Origin of the sequence: Dyella nitratireducens, assembly GCF_014642835.1 — a bacterium.
GTDB classification, from domain to species: Bacteria; Pseudomonadota; Gammaproteobacteria; order Xanthomonadales; family Rhodanobacteraceae; genus Dyella_B; species Dyella_B nitratireducens.
Genome location: NZ_BMJA01000002.1, coordinates 838144 through 854259, shown reverse-complemented (window position 1 = coordinate 854259; position 16116 = coordinate 838144). Strand labels below are relative to the sequence as shown.

Annotated in this window: 14 protein-coding genes; 8 read left to right on the top strand and 6 right to left on the bottom strand. The window is 59.7% G+C overall.

What is annotated here, in order from left to right:
• Window positions 1–21: 21 nt before the first annotated feature.
• The 5 genes from tssC to IEX75_RS14690 all read right to left on the bottom strand — a co-directional run bounded on the left by tssC (window position 22) and on the right by IEX75_RS14690 (window position 4053).
• Complete coding sequence (gene tssC, locus IEX75_RS14710; protein ID WP_188795037.1) at window positions 22–1515, bottom strand: type VI secretion system contractile sheath large subunit; 1494 nt, start codon at window positions 1513–1515, stop codon at window positions 22–24.
• A 6-nt stretch (window positions 1516–1521) separates the two neighbouring features.
• A complete protein-coding gene (tssB, locus tag IEX75_RS14705; protein ID WP_188795036.1) occupies window positions 1522–2025 on the bottom strand; it encodes a type VI secretion system contractile sheath small subunit in 504 nt (167 codons plus the stop codon).
• A gap of 411 nt (window positions 2026–2436) precedes the next feature.
• Window positions 2437–3003, bottom strand: coding sequence for a hypothetical protein (locus IEX75_RS14700; RefSeq protein ID WP_188795035.1), 567 nt, complete (start codon window positions 3001–3003; stop codon window positions 2437–2439).
• Window positions 3000–3452: a glycoside hydrolase family 24 protein gene (locus tag IEX75_RS14695; RefSeq protein ID WP_188795034.1), complete on the bottom strand. Its 453-nt coding sequence runs from the start codon at window positions 3450–3452 to the stop codon at window positions 3000–3002. The genes IEX75_RS14700 and IEX75_RS14695 overlap by 4 nt, the downstream gene beginning before the upstream one ends.
• A 379-nt stretch (window positions 3453–3831) precedes the next feature.
• A complete protein-coding gene (locus IEX75_RS14690) occupies window positions 3832–4053 on the bottom strand; it encodes a hypothetical protein (RefSeq protein WP_188795033.1) in 222 nt (73 codons plus the stop codon).
• A 507-nt stretch (window positions 4054–4560) separates the two neighbouring features.
• On the opposite strand from IEX75_RS14690, the gene IEX75_RS14685 reads away from it, so the two are divergent.
• Window positions 4561–5088, top strand: coding sequence for an FHA domain-containing protein (locus IEX75_RS14685; protein WP_229720842.1), 528 nt, complete (start codon window positions 4561–4563; stop codon window positions 5086–5088).
• An 11-nt stretch (window positions 5089–5099) separates the two neighbouring features.
• Window positions 5100–6797 carry a protein kinase domain-containing protein gene (locus tag IEX75_RS14680; protein WP_188795032.1) on the top strand — a complete coding sequence of 566 codons (1698 nt, stop codon included), beginning with the start codon at window positions 5100–5102 and terminating at the stop codon, window positions 6795–6797.
• Window positions 6798–6865: 68 nt separating this feature from the next.
• On the opposite strand, the gene IEX75_RS14675 is transcribed toward IEX75_RS14680, so the two are convergent.
• A complete protein-coding gene (locus tag IEX75_RS14675) occupies window positions 6866–7783 on the bottom strand; it encodes a LysM peptidoglycan-binding domain-containing protein (RefSeq protein ID WP_229720841.1) in 918 nt (305 codons plus the stop codon).
• A 552-nt stretch (window positions 7784–8335) separates the two neighbouring features.
• On the opposite strand from IEX75_RS14675, the gene IEX75_RS14670 reads away from it, so the two are divergent.
• The 6 genes from IEX75_RS14670 to IEX75_RS14645 are packed head-to-tail and all read left to right on the top strand — an operon-like array spanning window position 8336 to window position 15710.
• Window positions 8336–8800 (top strand): type IV pilin protein, encoded by a 465-nt coding sequence (locus IEX75_RS14670; protein WP_188795031.1) that lies wholly within the window; start codon window positions 8336–8338, stop codon window positions 8798–8800.
• Window positions 8797–9420: a GspH/FimT family pseudopilin gene (locus IEX75_RS14665; RefSeq protein ID WP_188795030.1), complete on the top strand. Its 624-nt coding sequence runs from the start codon at window positions 8797–8799 to the stop codon at window positions 9418–9420. Before IEX75_RS14670 ends, IEX75_RS14665 begins: the two co-directional genes overlap by 4 nt.
• A 26-nt stretch (window positions 9421–9446) precedes the next feature.
• On the top strand, window positions 9447–9941 hold the full coding sequence (locus tag IEX75_RS14660) for a PilV family protein (RefSeq protein ID WP_188795029.1): 495 nt from the start codon (window positions 9447–9449) through the stop codon (window positions 9939–9941).
• Window positions 9942–9957: 16 nt separating this feature from the next.
• Entirely contained in the window at window positions 9958–11070 is a 1113-nt protein-coding gene (locus IEX75_RS14655; protein WP_229720840.1) for a PilW family protein, read from the top strand.
• A gap of 38 nt (window positions 11071–11108) precedes the next feature.
• Window positions 11109–11648 carry a pilus assembly PilX family protein gene (locus tag IEX75_RS14650; RefSeq protein WP_188795028.1) on the top strand — a complete coding sequence of 180 codons (540 nt, stop codon included), beginning with the start codon at window positions 11109–11111 and terminating at the stop codon, window positions 11646–11648.
• A 51-nt stretch (window positions 11649–11699) separates the two neighbouring features.
• Window positions 11700–15710 (top strand): pilus assembly protein, encoded by a 4011-nt coding sequence (locus IEX75_RS14645; RefSeq protein ID WP_188795027.1) that lies wholly within the window; start codon window positions 11700–11702, stop codon window positions 15708–15710.
• Window positions 15711–16116: the final 406 nt, after the last annotated feature.

Here is a 16116-nt window from a genome sequence, read left to right as displayed (position 1 = left end):
TTTACAGCACTACTTCCTGATTCAAGCCTTCGCCGCCGACGGCAGACGCGAGACCAGGCGCAACGACACGGTCAAACCCTCAAGCTGGTAATGCGGCTTGAGGTAAAACTTGGAACTGTAATAACCGGGCGCGCCTTCCACCTCTTCAACCACGACTTCCGCTGCCGACAGCGGTTTGCGCGCCTTGGTTTCTTCGCTGGAATTCTCCGGATCGCCATCGATGTACTGGCTGATCCAGTTGGCAAGCCATTTCTCCACCGACTCGCGGGTGCTGAACGAGCCAATCTTGTCGCGCACGATGCACTTCAAGTAATGCGCGAAGCGGCAGCAGGCGAACATGTATGGCAAGCGGGCAGCGAGTGCCGCGTTGGCGGTGGCGTCGGGGTTGTCGTATTCCTCCGGCTTGGCCAGCGATTGCGCGCTGATGAAAGCGGCCATGTCGGAATTCTTGCGATGGACCAGCGGCATCAGGCCCATCTTGTCCAGTTCCGCCGAACGGCGGTCGGTGATGGCGATTTCGGTCGGGCATTTCATGTCCACGCCGCCGTCATCGGTCGGGAAGGTGTGCACCGGCAAGCCTTCCACCGCGCCGCCGGATTCGATACCGCGAATGCGCGAGCACCAGCCGTATTCCTTGAACGAGCGGTTGATGTTCACCGCCATGGCATAGGCAGCGTTCTGCCAGGTGTACTTGGACGAATCGGCGCCGGCGGTGTCTTCCTCGAAATCGAACTCATCCACCGGGTTGGTCTTGGCACCGTACGGCAGGCGCGCCAGCGTGCGCGGCATGGTCAGACCGAGGTACTTGGCGTCATCCGATTCGCGCAGCGAACGCCAGGAGGCGTAATCGGGCGTGGAAAAAATCTTCGCCAGATCGCGCGGGTTGGCCAGCTCGTTCCAGTTGTCCATGCCCATCAGGGTGGAATTGGCAGCGCTGATGAACGGCGCATGCGCCGCGGCGGCCACCTGGGCAATACCGGACAGCATTTCAACGTCCTGCGGGCTGTGATCGAAATAGTAGTCCCCGACCAGGCAGCCATACGGTTCGCCACCGAGCTGGCCGTATTCCTCTTCGTAGACTTTCTTGAAGATCGGGCTCTGGTCCCACGCCGTGCCTTTGTAGCGCTTCAGCGTCTTGCCCAGTTCCTTCTTGGAGACGTTGAACACGCGGATCTTCAACAGCTGATCCGTCTCCGTGTTGTTGACCAGGTAATGCAGGCCACGCCAGGCGCTTTCCAGCTTTTGGAAATCCGGGTGATGCATGACCAGGTTGAGCTGCTCGCTGATCTTGCGATCCAGCTCGGCGATATAGGCGTTGATGGTCTGGGTGACGTCATCGGAAACGATGTCCGCCTTGTTCAACACCTGCTCGGCCAGCGTGCGGACGGCGGATTCCACTTCCTCGCGCGCGCGGTCACTCTTGGGCTTGAACTCTTTGCTCAGCAGTGCAGCAAAGTCGCCGGCTTCGACGGTTTGTGCTGCGCCGCCTTGTTCGGCCAGTTTCTCGGTTGCCATGGTTGCTTACTCCCCTTCCGGCTTGGGTGCGGAGGCCAGCGATTGCAGCAAGGCTGGATCGTTGATGGCCTGCGCGATCAGCTTTTCCGCGCCGGCCTTGCCATCCAGATAGGTGCCGAGATTGGCGAGCTGGGTGCGGGCTTCGAGCAGCTTGGCCACCGCCCCCACCTTGCGCGCCACGGCGGTGGGCGAAAAGTCGTCCATGCTTTCGAAGGTAATGTCGACGCTGAGATTGCCTTCGCCAGTCAAGGTGTTAGGCACCGCGAAGCTCACGCGCGGCTTCATCGCCTGCAGGCGGGTATCGAAGTTGTCCACGTCGATTTCCAGCGCCTTGCGCTCTTCGATCGCCGGCAGTTCGGCGTTATTGGTGCCGGAAAGGTCCGACATGACGCCCATCACGAAAGGCACCTGCACCTTCTTCTGTGCGCCATAAACCTCGACGTCGTATTCGATTTGCACACGAGGTGCGCGATTTCGCGCAATGAATTTCTGACTGCTCTGCTTGGCCATACGACGTCTCCTTGGAATAAGGATCAAAACTACTGTGGAACCGCAATATTCGAATCCAGCCGCCGGGTAAAGCGGTTTACAGCCATATGACAGACGTGCGTCACCCGACGGAGCAAACTTTGCAACCGACCTCAAAGGTGAAACAAAGCGGCTTGGCGGCCCTCCCCCGTGGGCCTACGCAACGAAAATAGACGCGCCACAACCGCCGCAAGATTACGTGTGATGACGCGAGAGAAAAGATCCCTGTTACCCGCCTAAATTTATGCTTAATCGGGCCGAGTAGCAACGCCAATTTCACGCGTGAAAATTTGGTGAACCCATGTGAAGCAACGGCCTGCCTTCCGTAACGAACTCGTTGATTGATCGCAAGTTTCCCATGATCAAAGCGCACCGGTGCGACGCCATCATCCATCATGGGTTGGCCGAATCATCGATGCCCTGTAATGACACGCCTTCATCCTCGTAGCGCCCCAGGCCGAGCCGCTTCATGAGCGCTGATGTGCGTGGCCCTGCATCCCGTGGAAACCCTGCATTGAGTTCCTTGCCTTGCGGATCGAACAGACGCATCCATTCGCGCGACGTGCCCGCACAATCGGGACGCAAGTCGCTTTCCATGCAGGTATAAGAAACATAGATGTATGCCTTGCCATCAGCAGCCGTCAGGCATGTCCAGCCGCTCACGACCGCATCCAGCACAGGCGTATTTTTCAGGAACGGCTGGCGAAATAGACGACCATCGTGGGGCAGCACGATAGAAACATTCGACCCGGGCCGGCGCAGCGTGATGCGCTGAGAAGGTCTCTGCATTTCCTGGTCAGGCACGTCGAGATAGACCGTTTCGGCCGTCAAGCTGGAACCGCCGCAGGCCAGATGGCCGATACCTGTACTTCGTTTGGGCGCCGCAGGCTGAGGACCGGCCTGTACGCAGGAAACGACCAGCATGGCGGCAAGCAGCACCGGCGAGAATCGCAGCTTCATGGTTTGCCGGCTCCTTCGCTGAGGTATTTGGCAAACAGCGTACGCGCCTCGTCCATGGTCATTTTCGATTGCTTGGCACCCGGCAGCGACGTCCATTCGTTGCGCAGGAGTGGAATAGCATGATCGATATCGCCTTGCTGGACATATCCCAAGGCATGGCGGCTGCGCAGTTTTTCGATGGCCAGCTTGTCTTGGGATGCCTTGGAAAAATCGGTCACGATGCCTTTTTTCCTGGCGTCGTCCCAGGTCAGATAAAGGATCTGATACGCACCGGCTGCCGTGGACTTCTTCCCCCACGCTTCAATCTCGCGGTTCGGGTGTTTGCTGGTATCGGCGAAGCGCTGCTTGCCGCCGTACAGCAGGAAATACACGTCATCGCTGTCGCTATGGTGCTCCGCAAAGCGGATAAGCCTTAAAAACGCGGCGACATTAGCTTCCTGTTGGGTCATCGTCATCATCCTTGATAGGGCCTGCGTAGATGCAGCAATGCGGTGACAAAGGCGCCATTGTAGGTACCCATGTAGCGAGACGCGGGAAATCCTACCCACCGCAGGGTGCGAAATGTACCGATAGTCGGAAAGGGATTACAAGTACCCAGCGATGTGGAAATGTACTGCCTCGTCAATTCAAGGCGTTACGTTCGCGCACCCTCAAGCGTTCCAAGGCTGGAAAATGTCCCGCTGATGGGAACTGCCGCGAGGCATTTTTTCGCCGGAATGACGACTCGCTTTGAAACAGCATTAACGTGAACGTCGCGTCTTGCCGGAATGAAAAAACGTCAGCGATAAATCAGGATTTGCATTCAGGCATAACGCGCGGTCACCCACTTCAGGTGACCTCATCCGGCATGTAGCGATGGTCTTTCACCAGCGAGGGATCGACTTCGATCGGATGGGAGAAATCGGCGACGAGCGAACCGTTCGGGTTGAAATGCTCACGCTCGATGGCTTCCCAGGTCACCCACACCTTTGGCGTGTCGGACGAGCCGACCGGCTGCGAACGAGAGTGGCATGGATAGACGGTCATGGTGGGCTTGATGCGATTGGGCATACACGTTTCCCATTACCTGATTGAACTCCCCTGCCGCGATGCTGGGGGAGAGGAAGAAAGCTACCGCGTTTCACCGTTTATATACCAGCGGTTCGGATGTTTATTTTCGGTGAATTCGCTTCAGATACGGCCGAAGAACCATGCCTGTTTCGGCGCGCGGCATGTCTTGCATGCGAGCCAACGCAATATCCGACGAAAACATTCAGCCAGGCGCAAGTCTTGCTTACTGAACTGTGCGGTGGTGCACGTTTTTATTTCATCAGCATGGCCCAAACCGACAGTCATTGGGCCCTTGCAGCTCTTAAGTGCACAGGCTGCATTCGGGTATTTTCTCGCCGTCATCGGATGTCGCGTCGTGCCGCCTAGGAACCGGCAAGGCGCGGCATTCGATGATTTCCATGCAAGCCTCGATGGCAAACAGCGACACACCGCTCACCTGTGCGAGAACGGGCTTGTCGCAACCCTCCATGATTTCGATATAGTTTCCCCTGCAACAGGGGATCTGGAATGTCTATGAATACTGGCCAGCCGCAGCCCACCAAGGCCGGCAAGCTTCGCGCAGGCCCGCAGGGCACGCAGCTGCTGTCCGCTGCGGAAATACAGCAGTTGGCGCTGGACGATACGCCCGCATCGGATGGCCGTGCCACCTCGCGCGAACCGGTGCTGGAAGGCACCCAAGGGCCACTCAAAGGGCAACGCTATACCTTGCGCCAAGGCCGGCAGACGATCGGTCGCCGGGTCGACAACGACATCGTGATCAATGATCCGAGTGTGTCAGCCACGCATGCATGGATCGTCAACCAGCACGGCCACTATGTGCTGATGAATACGCTTTCCACCAACGGCACCTTCGTCAACGACAAGCGCATCCACGAGACCGTGCTGGTACACGCGGACCGAGTACGTTTCGGCCAAGCGGAATTCAGCTTTCTCACACATGAGCACCACAAGCCCAAAGGACAGCTTTTCGGCTACGCCGCGGCAGCACTGCTAGGGTTACTGGTGTTGGCCGGCCTCACTTGGTGGATTCTCTGACCGAAGCCGGCATGAGCCAGGCCATCCCCCCCACGATTGGGCGCTATCGCATCGACGGCATCCTCGGCCAGGGAGCCATGTCGATCGTGTACGCCGGCTTCGATCCGGAGATCCAGCGCCAGGTCGCGATCAAATGCCTGCACGACAACTTCGCCGAAGATCCTGACTATCGCCAGCGCTTTCTGGTGGAAGCGCGTGCCGCCGGACATCTTACGCATCCGCATATCGTCACTCTTTTCGATACGGGTGAAACGGAGGACGGGCGCCCGTACATCGCAATGGAACGCCTGTCGGGCGAAACGCTTAGTTCCCATGTGGCGACACATGGCATGCCATCCGCCTCGGCACTGCTCGAGCTGGCTACGCAACTTGCAAGCGCCCTGCACTACGCGCACTCACAAGGCGTGATCCATCACGACATCAAACCCGACAACATCATGTTGCTGGATGGCTGGCACGCGAAGATCGCGGATTTCGGCATCGCCGAACGCGCCACGCGCACCAAGTCGTCGACGGCGATGCAGGGCAAGATCGGTGGGACGCCCACCTATATGTCGCCCGAGCGCCTGCGTGGTGAACGCGCGGATGCACGCAGCGATCTGTTCTCGCTGGGCGTGGTGCTGTTCTGGTTGGTGACCGGCCGGCTGCCATGGACGTATGCCGGCGACGTGGAGCGGTTTATACGGCAGCGGCAACGCTTGCCCGAACCGCCCATCAAGCCGCACGACCCGGGCACGCCACCGATCCTGATCGACATCATTCGCACGTTGATGGCACCGGCGCCGGAGGCGCGTTACCAGTCCGGTGCAGAGGTTGTGGACGATCTGCGATTGGCGCGCCGCAGCTACGAGCGATCGCGGGAAGAGCTGCCCCACCCTCGCCTGCAATCACTCGGCCTGCAATGGGCGGTCACGCTGGGCGCCACCGTGGTTGCCGTGCTGCTGCTCGGCATGTTGGCCATCTACGGCGTGCAGCATGTGGCCGTCACCGGCCTGGCGGAGGATTTCGGTGGCTCGCTGGGGCAGATGATCGCCCGCAGCGCCGCGGAAAACATCGTGATGGGCGATCGCGCCGCCACACGCGCCTTGGTGCAGGACATGGCGCGCAACGAACAGCTCGACTACCTGGCTATTGCCGATCGCGACGGAAAAATCCTCGCCAGCACGCAGGCCGGCGAAAACGATCAAACCTTGCCGGCGGTGACAGTCGCCACGCGGCAATGGACCAACGGCATCGAGAGCTATCACGCCCGCCTGGCCGGCACGCATGGTTTGCAGAATGCGCTCGTGTTCGACGTGCCGATCCGGTATCAGACCAAGACGGTGGGGCGTTTGCGTCTCGGCGTCAGCCAGGCGCCGTTGCACACGGCGCAAAATACGGCGCTGGGCGTGATCGGCCTGGTGTTGCTGACCACACTGGCAGCGGTGCTGCTTACGGCTTATTGGCTGTTTCGCCGGTTGCGCGGCGCACTTGATCTGATGGTCGCGTCGTTGTTGCGGGTGGCGCGCGGGGATTACCAGCATCGCATCCGCATCGTTCGCCGCGATGAGTTGGGGCGGCTGTTTGCAGCGTTCAACCTGATGGGAGAAGCGTTGGGAACGCCGCCAGAAAAAGTTGCCGTGGTTTCCGATGTGCCCAAGCCTGAAGTGGTGCTGCACCCTACGCAGATTATCCCGGTGGCGGGGTCAGAGGAGCATCATCCCTCGTAGGTTGGGGGGCAAACCCCAACATGACATGGTTACAAGCATGGCGATGCTGGGGTTTGCACCCCAGCCTACTAATACTGCTGCAAGCGCTGCTTGAGCTCCAACGCCCGCGCCCGATAAACCATCGCCGGCTCATAACTCGGGTCAACCACCAGAATGCGATTCCACAAGGCAATCGCCTGATCCAGATGCTGGTCCAGATACAACACCATCGCCTCCTGATGCGAGTCCGCCACCCATATCCTGCGCAGCGCCGCAAAGTCGGGGTCGGAGGATGTCAGCTGCGGGTTTAGCGCCAATGCCTGGTCGAAGATGGTGACGGCCTTGTCCTTGTGCCCTTGCCTGTATAACGCGAGGCTCTGATTCTCCAATTGCTGTGCACGCTGTGTCGACGGCACCACCGGAGCAGGCGCTGGTTCTGCCGGAACAGCAGGCGCCGGAGCGATTGTTGCAGCAGGCTGCCCGGGCGGTGCCGTTGCCGCAGCCGAACTGCTCGCCGGCAACTTCAGCGTGGAACCCACCAGGATGCGGGCCGGATCGGTCGAACCGTTGTAGCGCGCCAGCGCCAGAAACATATTGGGGTCGCCAAGGTATTTGGCGGCCAGCGTGCTATACGACTCGCCCGGCTGTACCACGTGCGCCGTGGATGCTTCGCCCAAGACTTTCTGCGGGTCTTCCGTCAATTGCCGCAGGAAAGACTGCGCTGCGCGATCGCCGGGGTGATCCTGCAGATAGCGCCGCAGCTCCTTCTCACCTTCCGCATAACGACCATTCTGAAGGTCATGATTGACGATGGCCGACAGCGACAACCTCGGCGCTTCCGCTCCGTTGGAGACGCTCTCCTCTGGCGCGGACACGGGCGCTGGTGCGGCAGATGTAGCGGCCGTCTTCGGCTTGATACTTACCTTTGCGCAGCCGCTGGCCAGCACGGCTATCAGCAAGATAGCGACCAATAACCCGGAGCGTAGCGATGTCCAGCGAGCTTCCATATGCATCATCTACCTTACGCCACCCCTGATCAGACGCTGATTTCTTGTGCCTTGTCGCAACCAGCGACTCGGGCCGACACGTTAAGCCACTCGCCAAGCTCATGCAAACCTGGTCTGCGATTAGATCAGGCATTGTGAAGATGGTGAGAAGACGCTATCGGCAACCATGGCAGGGACTTGATGGCCGGAAGCATCATTCGCCGCAAAGTAAGTAGGTTGGGGTGCAAACCCCAACATCACCATCTCGACCAGATCGCGATGTTGGGGTTTGCACCCCAACCTACGTGCGACTCAGCTGTCACCAACGACACGCACATGCTTCGCGCAGACAGGTGCCATGTCACATCACTGCGCACTGTCCCTATCTGACAGCAACTTTGTCCTTTCCTGCGATGGGCACTGCGCGCGCAAATCCGGATCATTTCATCAGCACCATTCGCACACGGACGGATGGTTCCGACAACTCACAAGGATGATGCAAACGCAGTCGGCACTTCTTCGATGCAATTTTCCGGAGCCTCGCGCAGGTTCCATACCGTACAGGGGCGGTCCATGGGCACATTACGCAGGCGCTGCGGATATGCGGCTGGTTTTACGTTGATCGAGTTGATGATCGTGGTGGGGATCATCGCGATTCTCGCGGCGATCGCGTTGCCGATTTACAGCAACTACATCATTCGCGGCAAGCTGACCGATGCGCAGAACGGCTTGAGTGCAACGCGCGTGCTAATGGAACAGTACTATCAGGACAACCGCCAGTACGCGAGCGCCGGCAATTCGGCGAACTGTGGTGCCGCGATGCCGACGTCCAATTACTTCACCTATACCTGTGCGCTCACCACGCTAAGCAGCGGCGATCCCGGATACACCGTCACGGCCAGCGGCAACGCCTCGGCCAACCTCGCCAACTTCAGCTTCACCATCGATCAGAGCAATAACCGCGGCACCTCCAACGCCAATGGCTGGTACACCGTGCCCGCAAGTTGCTGGGTCACCAACAAGGGAGTCTGCCAGTGACCGCGGCTGGCCAGCGCGGCGTGAGCCTGATCGAGATGATGGTCGCCGTGACCATCCTCGCCATTCTCGTTCTGCTCGGCATTCCCAGCTATCAGCAATGGACGATGAACACGCGCATCCGGACGGTGACCGAGTCAATCCAGAACGGTCTTCGCCTGGCGCGCAACGAAGCCTCGCAGCAAGGGCGCTACGTACGCTTTCAGTTGAACTCCGCCACCAGCTGGCAGGTGTGCCAGTTGCCGGCCAGCACGGTCAGTGCTTTGGCAGCGACGGATTGCAGTACTGCCACCAACACCATCCAAAGCTGGAATTCGCCCAGCGCAAATACGGTGCAGGTAGGCACTACCACGGCAACCAGCAAGGTAGCCGCAAGCACGTCCACCTCCAGCGCTTACAGCAGCATCGTCAGCGGCGGCGTTCCTGCCGGTGTCACCTTCGACGCACTCGGGCGCCCTACTGCCTACGGCAGCACATCGGTGCTGCGCATCGATGCCACTGCCGCCGCGACATCGCTGCAGTCGAGCAGTCGACGTCTCGTTACCACGATCTCACCGGGTGGCATGGTGAACATGTGCGATCCCGCTTTCACATTGAGCAAAAACGTCATGGGGTGTCCATGAAGAACATGCACACAAAGGGTAGGCACATGAAGGGCAGGTACCGTTCGATGCGCCCGATCGGCCATGCCCCGCTGCAGCGAGGCATCGTGCTGATCGACGCCCTGATCGCCATTCTGATCTTCTCGATCGGCATTCTCGGCATGGTCGCGCTGCAAGGCTCGGCGGTCGAGATGACCAGCGCCTCCAACAATCGCATCAATGCAGCGATGCTGGCCGATCACGTGATTGCACAGATGTGGGCATCCGATCTGTCCGCGCTATCGACCAATTTCCAAGGCAGCGCCGGCAGTGGCGGCACCGGTTATACCAACTGGCTCGACGATCTGGATTGCACGGCGCAAGGGCATGTCTACAACTGCCTGCCCGGCGTGAAAGCCAACCCGCCGAGCATCAACATCGTGCCGCAATCCATCTCCAGCTCCGGCAATACCGAATACCAGGTGACGGTGACTGTCTTCTGGCAAGCCCCCACCGACAACAGCGTGCACAAGTATGTATCCGTTACCGCCATCGGTACCTGAGCAAACCATGCCATCCATGGCGCGCCCGCGTGGTTTCTCATTGATTGAGCTGCTGGTGGGCATGGTGGTCAGCATGATCTGCATGCTGGCCATCATGGCGGCGTTTGCCGTGTATGAGGGCAAGAAGCGCAGCACCACCACCGGTAACGACGCACAGCAGAACGGCAGCTATGCACTGTATGCGTTGGAACGCCAGCTGCGCACGGCGGGCTCAAGCATTGTGCAGGGTTACAACCATGGTTTATGGGGCTGTCCCGTGACGGCCTACACCAACGGCACACAAACCTTGCCGGCCGCTTCCCTGCCCTCGCCATTCACGTCGTCAAGCTGGCCGCTCACTACGCGCCTGGTGCCGGTACTCATCGCCTACGGTGGGAGCACCGGACCGGACGTGATCGGTGTAGTTGGCGGCAATTCCGCGCTGCAAGTGTTCAACATCAATGTGAGCAGCACGCCATCCGCCAGCAGCGTGGTCGTAGGCAACGCGCTAGGCATTCTTACGGGTGATTACCTGGTTGGCACACTGTCCAATGGCACCTGCGCCATGGCGCACATCACCGCCAGCAGCAGCGGTACGGCGACGCAGGTATCCAGCACCACTCTTGCGCTGGATACGACGAATAGCCCCACCACCGGCTTGCAAACCGCCACCAATGTGTTCGACGTCGGTCCCTCGCCCGCCTTGACGTTGTATGGCATCGACGCGTCCACCAACTCGCTGGTGTCGTGGGATCTGCTGCAGCGGAAAGTCAACAACCAGACCGCTACGGTCACGCCGATTGCCGATGGCATCGTGATGATGAAAGCGTTGTACGGCATCCAGACCAGCAGTTCGAGCAGCCTCACCTGGGTGCAGCCGACCGGCAGCTGGGCGATCGGCACGCTTACGGCGGGAACGTCCGCCGCAGCCACGGCGATGGGACAGATCAAGGCAATTCGCGTGGCGATCGTGGCGCAAAGCCGTCTGCCGGAACGCTCGACCGATTATACCGGCAACACGTCGCTCACCTTGTTCAAGGACCTGGACTCGTCTGTGCGATACACGATTACCACGAGCACGCAGTTTCGCTACCAGGTGTACGAAACCACCATCCCGGTGCGCAACGCCATGGTTTCCCAGTTCTACTAGGCCGACGCGATATGAATGCTCACTTCCGGCAGCAAGGCATGATTTCCACTCTGATGGCCGTGATCGTGCTGGTCGTATCGCTGTTGGCAGCGATGGCGCTGATGCGTTCGGTGGATACCAGCAACAGCATCGCTACCACGCTTACCTTCCGTCAAAGTGCGTTACAGGAAGCTGAGCGCGCCTACGTGAATGCGCAACAGAACATCACGTTCAGCCAACCCACCAGCAACAATGACAACGCCAGTCTTGGCTATTACGCGGAACCGCAACCGGCTACGACGCGCTCTGCAGGCGACATACCGGACATCCTGGTGAACAAGACGTCGGGCTACGCCTCGGTGTCGAGCACAAACGGCAACACCATCTCTTATGTGGTGGAGCGGCTTTGCCCCAGTGCTGGTGTTGCCAGCGCCTCCACCTGCATCGTGCCGGGAGCGACGGTCACCAGCGGCAGCATGTCCAACCAGAGCTCGGATGGCAACACCTTCAATACCTCCCCCAATGCGGCATTCCGCCTGACAGTGCGCGTGGACGGCCCCAAAGGCACCACCGCATACGTGCAAACCATCCTGCGCTAGGCGTCGCCAACGCAGCCCGCCTACTGCTCAACCTTCAACTCGAAAACGGCCATGCTCAAGTCCCTTCGCTACGCTCGTCTCCATTGCAGGTTGCTGGCATGCATCACGGCACTGACCCTGAGTGCAGGCGTGTCTGCCGCCACCACGCTCGCCGATACGCCGGTGTATAGCACCTCCAACGTGCCGGCCAACCTGATGTTGTCGCTATCGGTGGAATACCCCACCGGCACGGTGGGCGCGTATACGGATAGCAGTGGCTATTCGGCCAGCACTACCTACCTTGGCTATTTCGATTCGGCCAAGTGTTATGACTACAACAACAACACCGGCGCAGGCTATTTCGTACCGGTGAACAGCACAGGTCCCGTCTGCAGCGGCCATTGGAGCGGCAACATGCTCAACTGGGCGCTGATGACGTCGCTGGATGAGTTCCGCCAAGCTCTCACTGGCGGCAATCGCTCCGTCGACAACGCGACGACGACGGTGCTTAAACGTTCCAACTTGAACGCAGCGCAAAGTACTCTGAAGAATTTTCCGGACAAGACGATCGGTGCGTCCGTGAATGGTTCGACCGCGAACGTTTCGCCCTCCACTGTGATCGGCGATAGCAACTATTCATCGCTTTCCACGGTGTATCTGCGCTCGTATGCACAAGGCTCAACCTTCGTCATTTCGAACAACAGCGCGTTCAGCAACTCAGGCGTCACCGGCAACGTCAACAATGTCGCCACCACCTACAACGCACAGGTGCAGGTGTGCGTCGCTGGCATGCTGGAGAGCAATTGCAATTCGGCGCATAACACCACCGATTACATCGGCGCAGGCGTCTACAATAAGCCCGACGGCTTGATCCAGCAGAATTTCACCAAGATCCGCGTCGGTGCCGCCGGCTACGGGTTTCTGTTCGGCAATGCGAGCCCCAACGGCGTGGTGCGCGCCTTGCTGCACGACAACGGCCCCACGGCGTACAACGGCTACGGTGCCCGCACCAGCAACAAATATGCAGAATGGGATCCAAGCAGCGGTATCTTCTATCAGAACCCCGATGCTGCCGATAAGACCTACGCCACCGCGCCAGGCAATATCGCCTTCACCGACAGCGGCGCCATCAACTACCTCAACAAATTCGGCTACAACGGCAACTACGAGCAATACGACACCGTCGGCGACCTGTACTGGTCGACACTCGCCTACTACATGCAGGTGCCGCTCGATTCGAGCTACACCAATGGCCTTTCGCAGAGCAACAGCACCGACCCCACTTTCCCGGTGTTCACGGGCACGCCGGCCAAGTCATCGAATAATCCCACGGTCAACGACCCGATTCAGTACACCTGCCAGAACAACGCCATCGTCACCATCGGCGACGCGCATACCTGGCTGGACTCAGCGGTGCCCAGTTCGGGGCCGGGCACTGGCCTCACGCCGCTGACAGCAGGTGGCACGGTCGGCACTGCGCTGGACGCTTCCAACTACGTCACCAAGCTCGGCAATCTACCGCTCATCGAAGCACAGGGCACCACCGCCGCTTCGCAGACGATGGCGCAATACCTGGGCGTGGCGTCACTGGGTGGGGCCTATGAAATCGGCAGCCCCGAATACGCGACCTACAACATGGCCGGTCTGGCCTACTACGCGCACATCAATGACATTCGCGCTGACGTCGCCGGCAACCAGAAGGTCACTACCTATGTCGTCGACGTGCTTGAACCCGGCACTTACGACGGCAGCGCCAGTCACCCGACTTACAACCCGAGCAATCTGAGCAAGGGCGCCGGCCCGAACATGTACTGGCTGGCCGCGAAATATGGCGGCTTCAACGACGTCAACGGTAATGGTGTGCCGGCCAACATCCTGACCTGGCATACCAACAACACCACGGCAGCGGCCAAGAATCTGCGTCCGGACAATTATTTTCCGGGCAACCAGGCCGGCCTGATCCAGAGCGGCCTGCAGCAGATCTTCAACAACATTGCATCCACGTCCTCGCAAACCGGCTCGGGCCTGACGATCAACACCAGCCGCGCGCTGACCAGCGTCACGGCAAACACTGCGCCTTACTACGCACCAGCAGCGGGTTTTCCGGCTTACACCACGCAATACACGCCTGTTACATGGACGGGCGACGTCACCGGCATGGTGGCCACTACGGCCAGCGACGGCACCATCAGTGCCGTCAGCGGTACATCGCCTTGGCACGCGCAGTTGCAGTTGGACACGCTCACCCAGGCTACGTCCAGTTCCTCGTCCACCAACATCGTGGGCTGGAACACCGGTCGGCGCATCATCACGTGGAACGGCAGCAAGGGTGTTCCGTTCCGCTACACCAATTTGTCGTCCTCCGAGCAGTCGGCAGTGGATGCCACCAGTGCCGGCTCGGATTTCGTCAGTTATCTGCGCGGCGACAAGAGCAATGAAGGCACGGAGTTCCGAGCACGTGCGCATATCCTCGGCGACATCGTCAATTCGGCAGCCGTGCTGGTGCAGGGTGCGCTGTCAACTTCTTATACGGAATCGCACAATCCTGGCTACACCACCTTCACGTCCAACGTTGCCAGCCGCATGCCGGTGGTCTACGTGGGTGCGAACGACGGCATGCTGCATGCGTTCGAAGCAGATTTCCAGGGCGCCACCAGCTCCAACGCCGTAACCGGTGGTGGCAGCGAATTGTTTGCCTACATTCCCAGCATGTTGTTCAACGGGCCCAACAACACGCCGCTGGTGGATGGCCTGCCCGCGTTGGGCAATCTCAATGGTGTATCGAGCAATAACTTTGCGCATCACTTCTATGTCGATGCCACGCCGCAGGTAGCCGATGCAGACTTCACCTATACCAGCAACGGCGCGAGCAATCCGACTTCCACTGCATCCACGTCGGCTTGGCACACGGTCCTGGCGGGAGGCCTGGGCAAAGGCGGCAAGGGCATCTATGCGCTCGACATCACCAGCGTGCCTGCCGTCGTCGACACCACCAGCAGCACGAAAGTGGAAAAGTCACAGGCCAGCAATGTGTTGTGGGAGTTCACCGATGCCGACATGGGCTACAGCTATGGCGCACCGCTGATCATCAAGACACGCAAATACGGCTGGGTGGTCGCGGTGACCTCCGGTTACAACAACACCGGCGGCAGCCTCGCCGGCCACGGCATTCTGTACATTCTCAACATCCAGACCGGCGCGATTCTGCAGAAGATCGACACCGGCGTGGGCAGTGCCGCCAAGCCTGCAGGGCTGGCGCAAGCCACGGCGTATACCCAGGATGTGACGGATGGCACCGTGGATCAGATCTATGCGGGCGACCTGCTGGGTAACGTGTGGCGTTTCGATCTCACCGAAGCGGCGGTCGATTCTTCCGGTAACCCGACTGGCAACTATCCATCGCCTACCCTGCTGGCCACGCTCACCGATGGTTCCGGCAATGCGCAGCCCATCACCACGATGCCGCGCGTGGAAGAAAGCATCAGTTCCGACGGTCTCAGCACCCTACGCTGGGTGTTCGTGGGTACCGGTAAATTCCTCGACATCACCGACCTGACCGACACCCAGCAACAGACGATGTACGCCCTGCGTGACGGTAGTGGCAGCACACCATCCACCAGCGGCTTGCCGCTGACGCGCAGCGTGTTGACGCCCATTACCAGCCTGATCACCGGCGCAACGCTCAGCGATACCTCGTCAGGCTGGTATTACGACCTTACTGGAACGGCCGGCGGCAGCAATGGCGGTACCGAACGCATCGTGGTGGCGCCCAGCACAGCGACCGGTCTGAACGTGGTCGCCTGGGTCACGGTGATTCCTTCGAGCGATCCTTGCTCGTTGCAAGGCGCGCTGTATGCCGTGAACTACGCGGGCGTATCGGTGCTGCTCAGCGGCGGGACGCAGGTGAAATACCTCAACACCAACGCCGCCGCGCTCACCAGCGTGCAGTTGGTAAAGAATCCTGACGGCAGCATCGGTGCGATCGGTACTGACACAACGGGCAAGAACATCGACTCGAACGTCAATGGCTCAAGCACCACCAACCAGGTCAAGCGTGTGAATTGGCGGGAGATTCTCAACTGAGAGCCGGCTTAGTGTCCCAGCGTGGTTCGCTTCGTTCCTGAGCAGTCGTCAGGTGGTCAAGCTGGCGCGGCCGCATGACGGCCAGTCAGAGGCCAGACGGGCTGCGAGGAGACATGAGACAGGCTCTGAGTATTGGCCCATTCGCACAAGGATTTGACCCTTTGCGCCATGGGCACGCCGGAAAGGTTTGGCGACACTGCAAGGGCATCCCCGCGATGCTGTGAGGGGCGACTTCCCAGTGGTCGGCCTGACGATGCAGTAACGTTATGTGGCATGCACAACGGTTGAGTTTTCCTCCCTTTGCAACCGTTGTCCGACTCGCGGCGCCGAAGATGTCTATCCGCCCCATCTTCGGCGCCGTTTTTTTGCCTGCTCCTATGCGCCGCAAACAGCGCCCTCATTTCTT

Excerpts from the sequence above, each read along its gene's own strand:
- IEX75_RS14660 (WP_188795029.1), top strand. The coding sequence starts at position 9,447 with ATGAAGGGCAGGTACCGTTCGATGCGCCCGATCGGCCATGCCCCGCTG.
- tssC (WP_188795037.1), bottom strand. The coding sequence starts at position 1,515 with ATGGCAACCGAGAAACTGGCCGAACAAGGCGGCGCAGCACAAACCGTC.
- IEX75_RS14700 (WP_188795035.1), bottom strand. The coding sequence starts at position 3,003 with ATGAAGCTGCGATTCTCGCCGGTGCTGCTTGCCGCCATGCTGGTCGTT.
- IEX75_RS14650 (WP_188795028.1), top strand. The coding sequence starts at position 11,109 with ATGATTTCCACTCTGATGGCCGTGATCGTGCTGGTCGTATCGCTGTTG.
- IEX75_RS14695 (WP_188795034.1), bottom strand. The coding sequence starts at position 3,452 with ATGACCCAACAGGAAGCTAATGTCGCCGCGTTTTTAAGGCTTATCCGC.
- IEX75_RS14655 (WP_229720840.1), top strand. The coding sequence starts at position 9,958 with ATGGCGCGCCCGCGTGGTTTCTCATTGATTGAGCTGCTGGTGGGCATG.
- IEX75_RS14670 (WP_188795031.1), top strand. The coding sequence starts at position 8,336 with ATGGGCACATTACGCAGGCGCTGCGGATATGCGGCTGGTTTTACGTTG.
- IEX75_RS14680 (WP_188795032.1), top strand. The coding sequence starts at position 5,100 with ATGAGCCAGGCCATCCCCCCCACGATTGGGCGCTATCGCATCGACGGC.
- IEX75_RS14675 (WP_229720841.1), bottom strand. The coding sequence starts at position 7,783 with ATGGAAGCTCGCTGGACATCGCTACGCTCCGGGTTATTGGTCGCTATC.
- IEX75_RS14645 (WP_188795027.1), top strand. The coding sequence starts at position 11,700 with ATGCTCAAGTCCCTTCGCTACGCTCGTCTCCATTGCAGGTTGCTGGCA.
- IEX75_RS14690 (WP_188795033.1), bottom strand. The coding sequence starts at position 4,053 with ATGCCCAATCGCATCAAGCCCACCATGACCGTCTATCCATGCCACTCT.
- tssB (WP_188795036.1), bottom strand. The coding sequence starts at position 2,025 with ATGGCCAAGCAGAGCAGTCAGAAATTCATTGCGCGAAATCGCGCACCT.
- IEX75_RS14685 (WP_229720842.1), top strand. The coding sequence starts at position 4,561 with ATGTCTATGAATACTGGCCAGCCGCAGCCCACCAAGGCCGGCAAGCTT.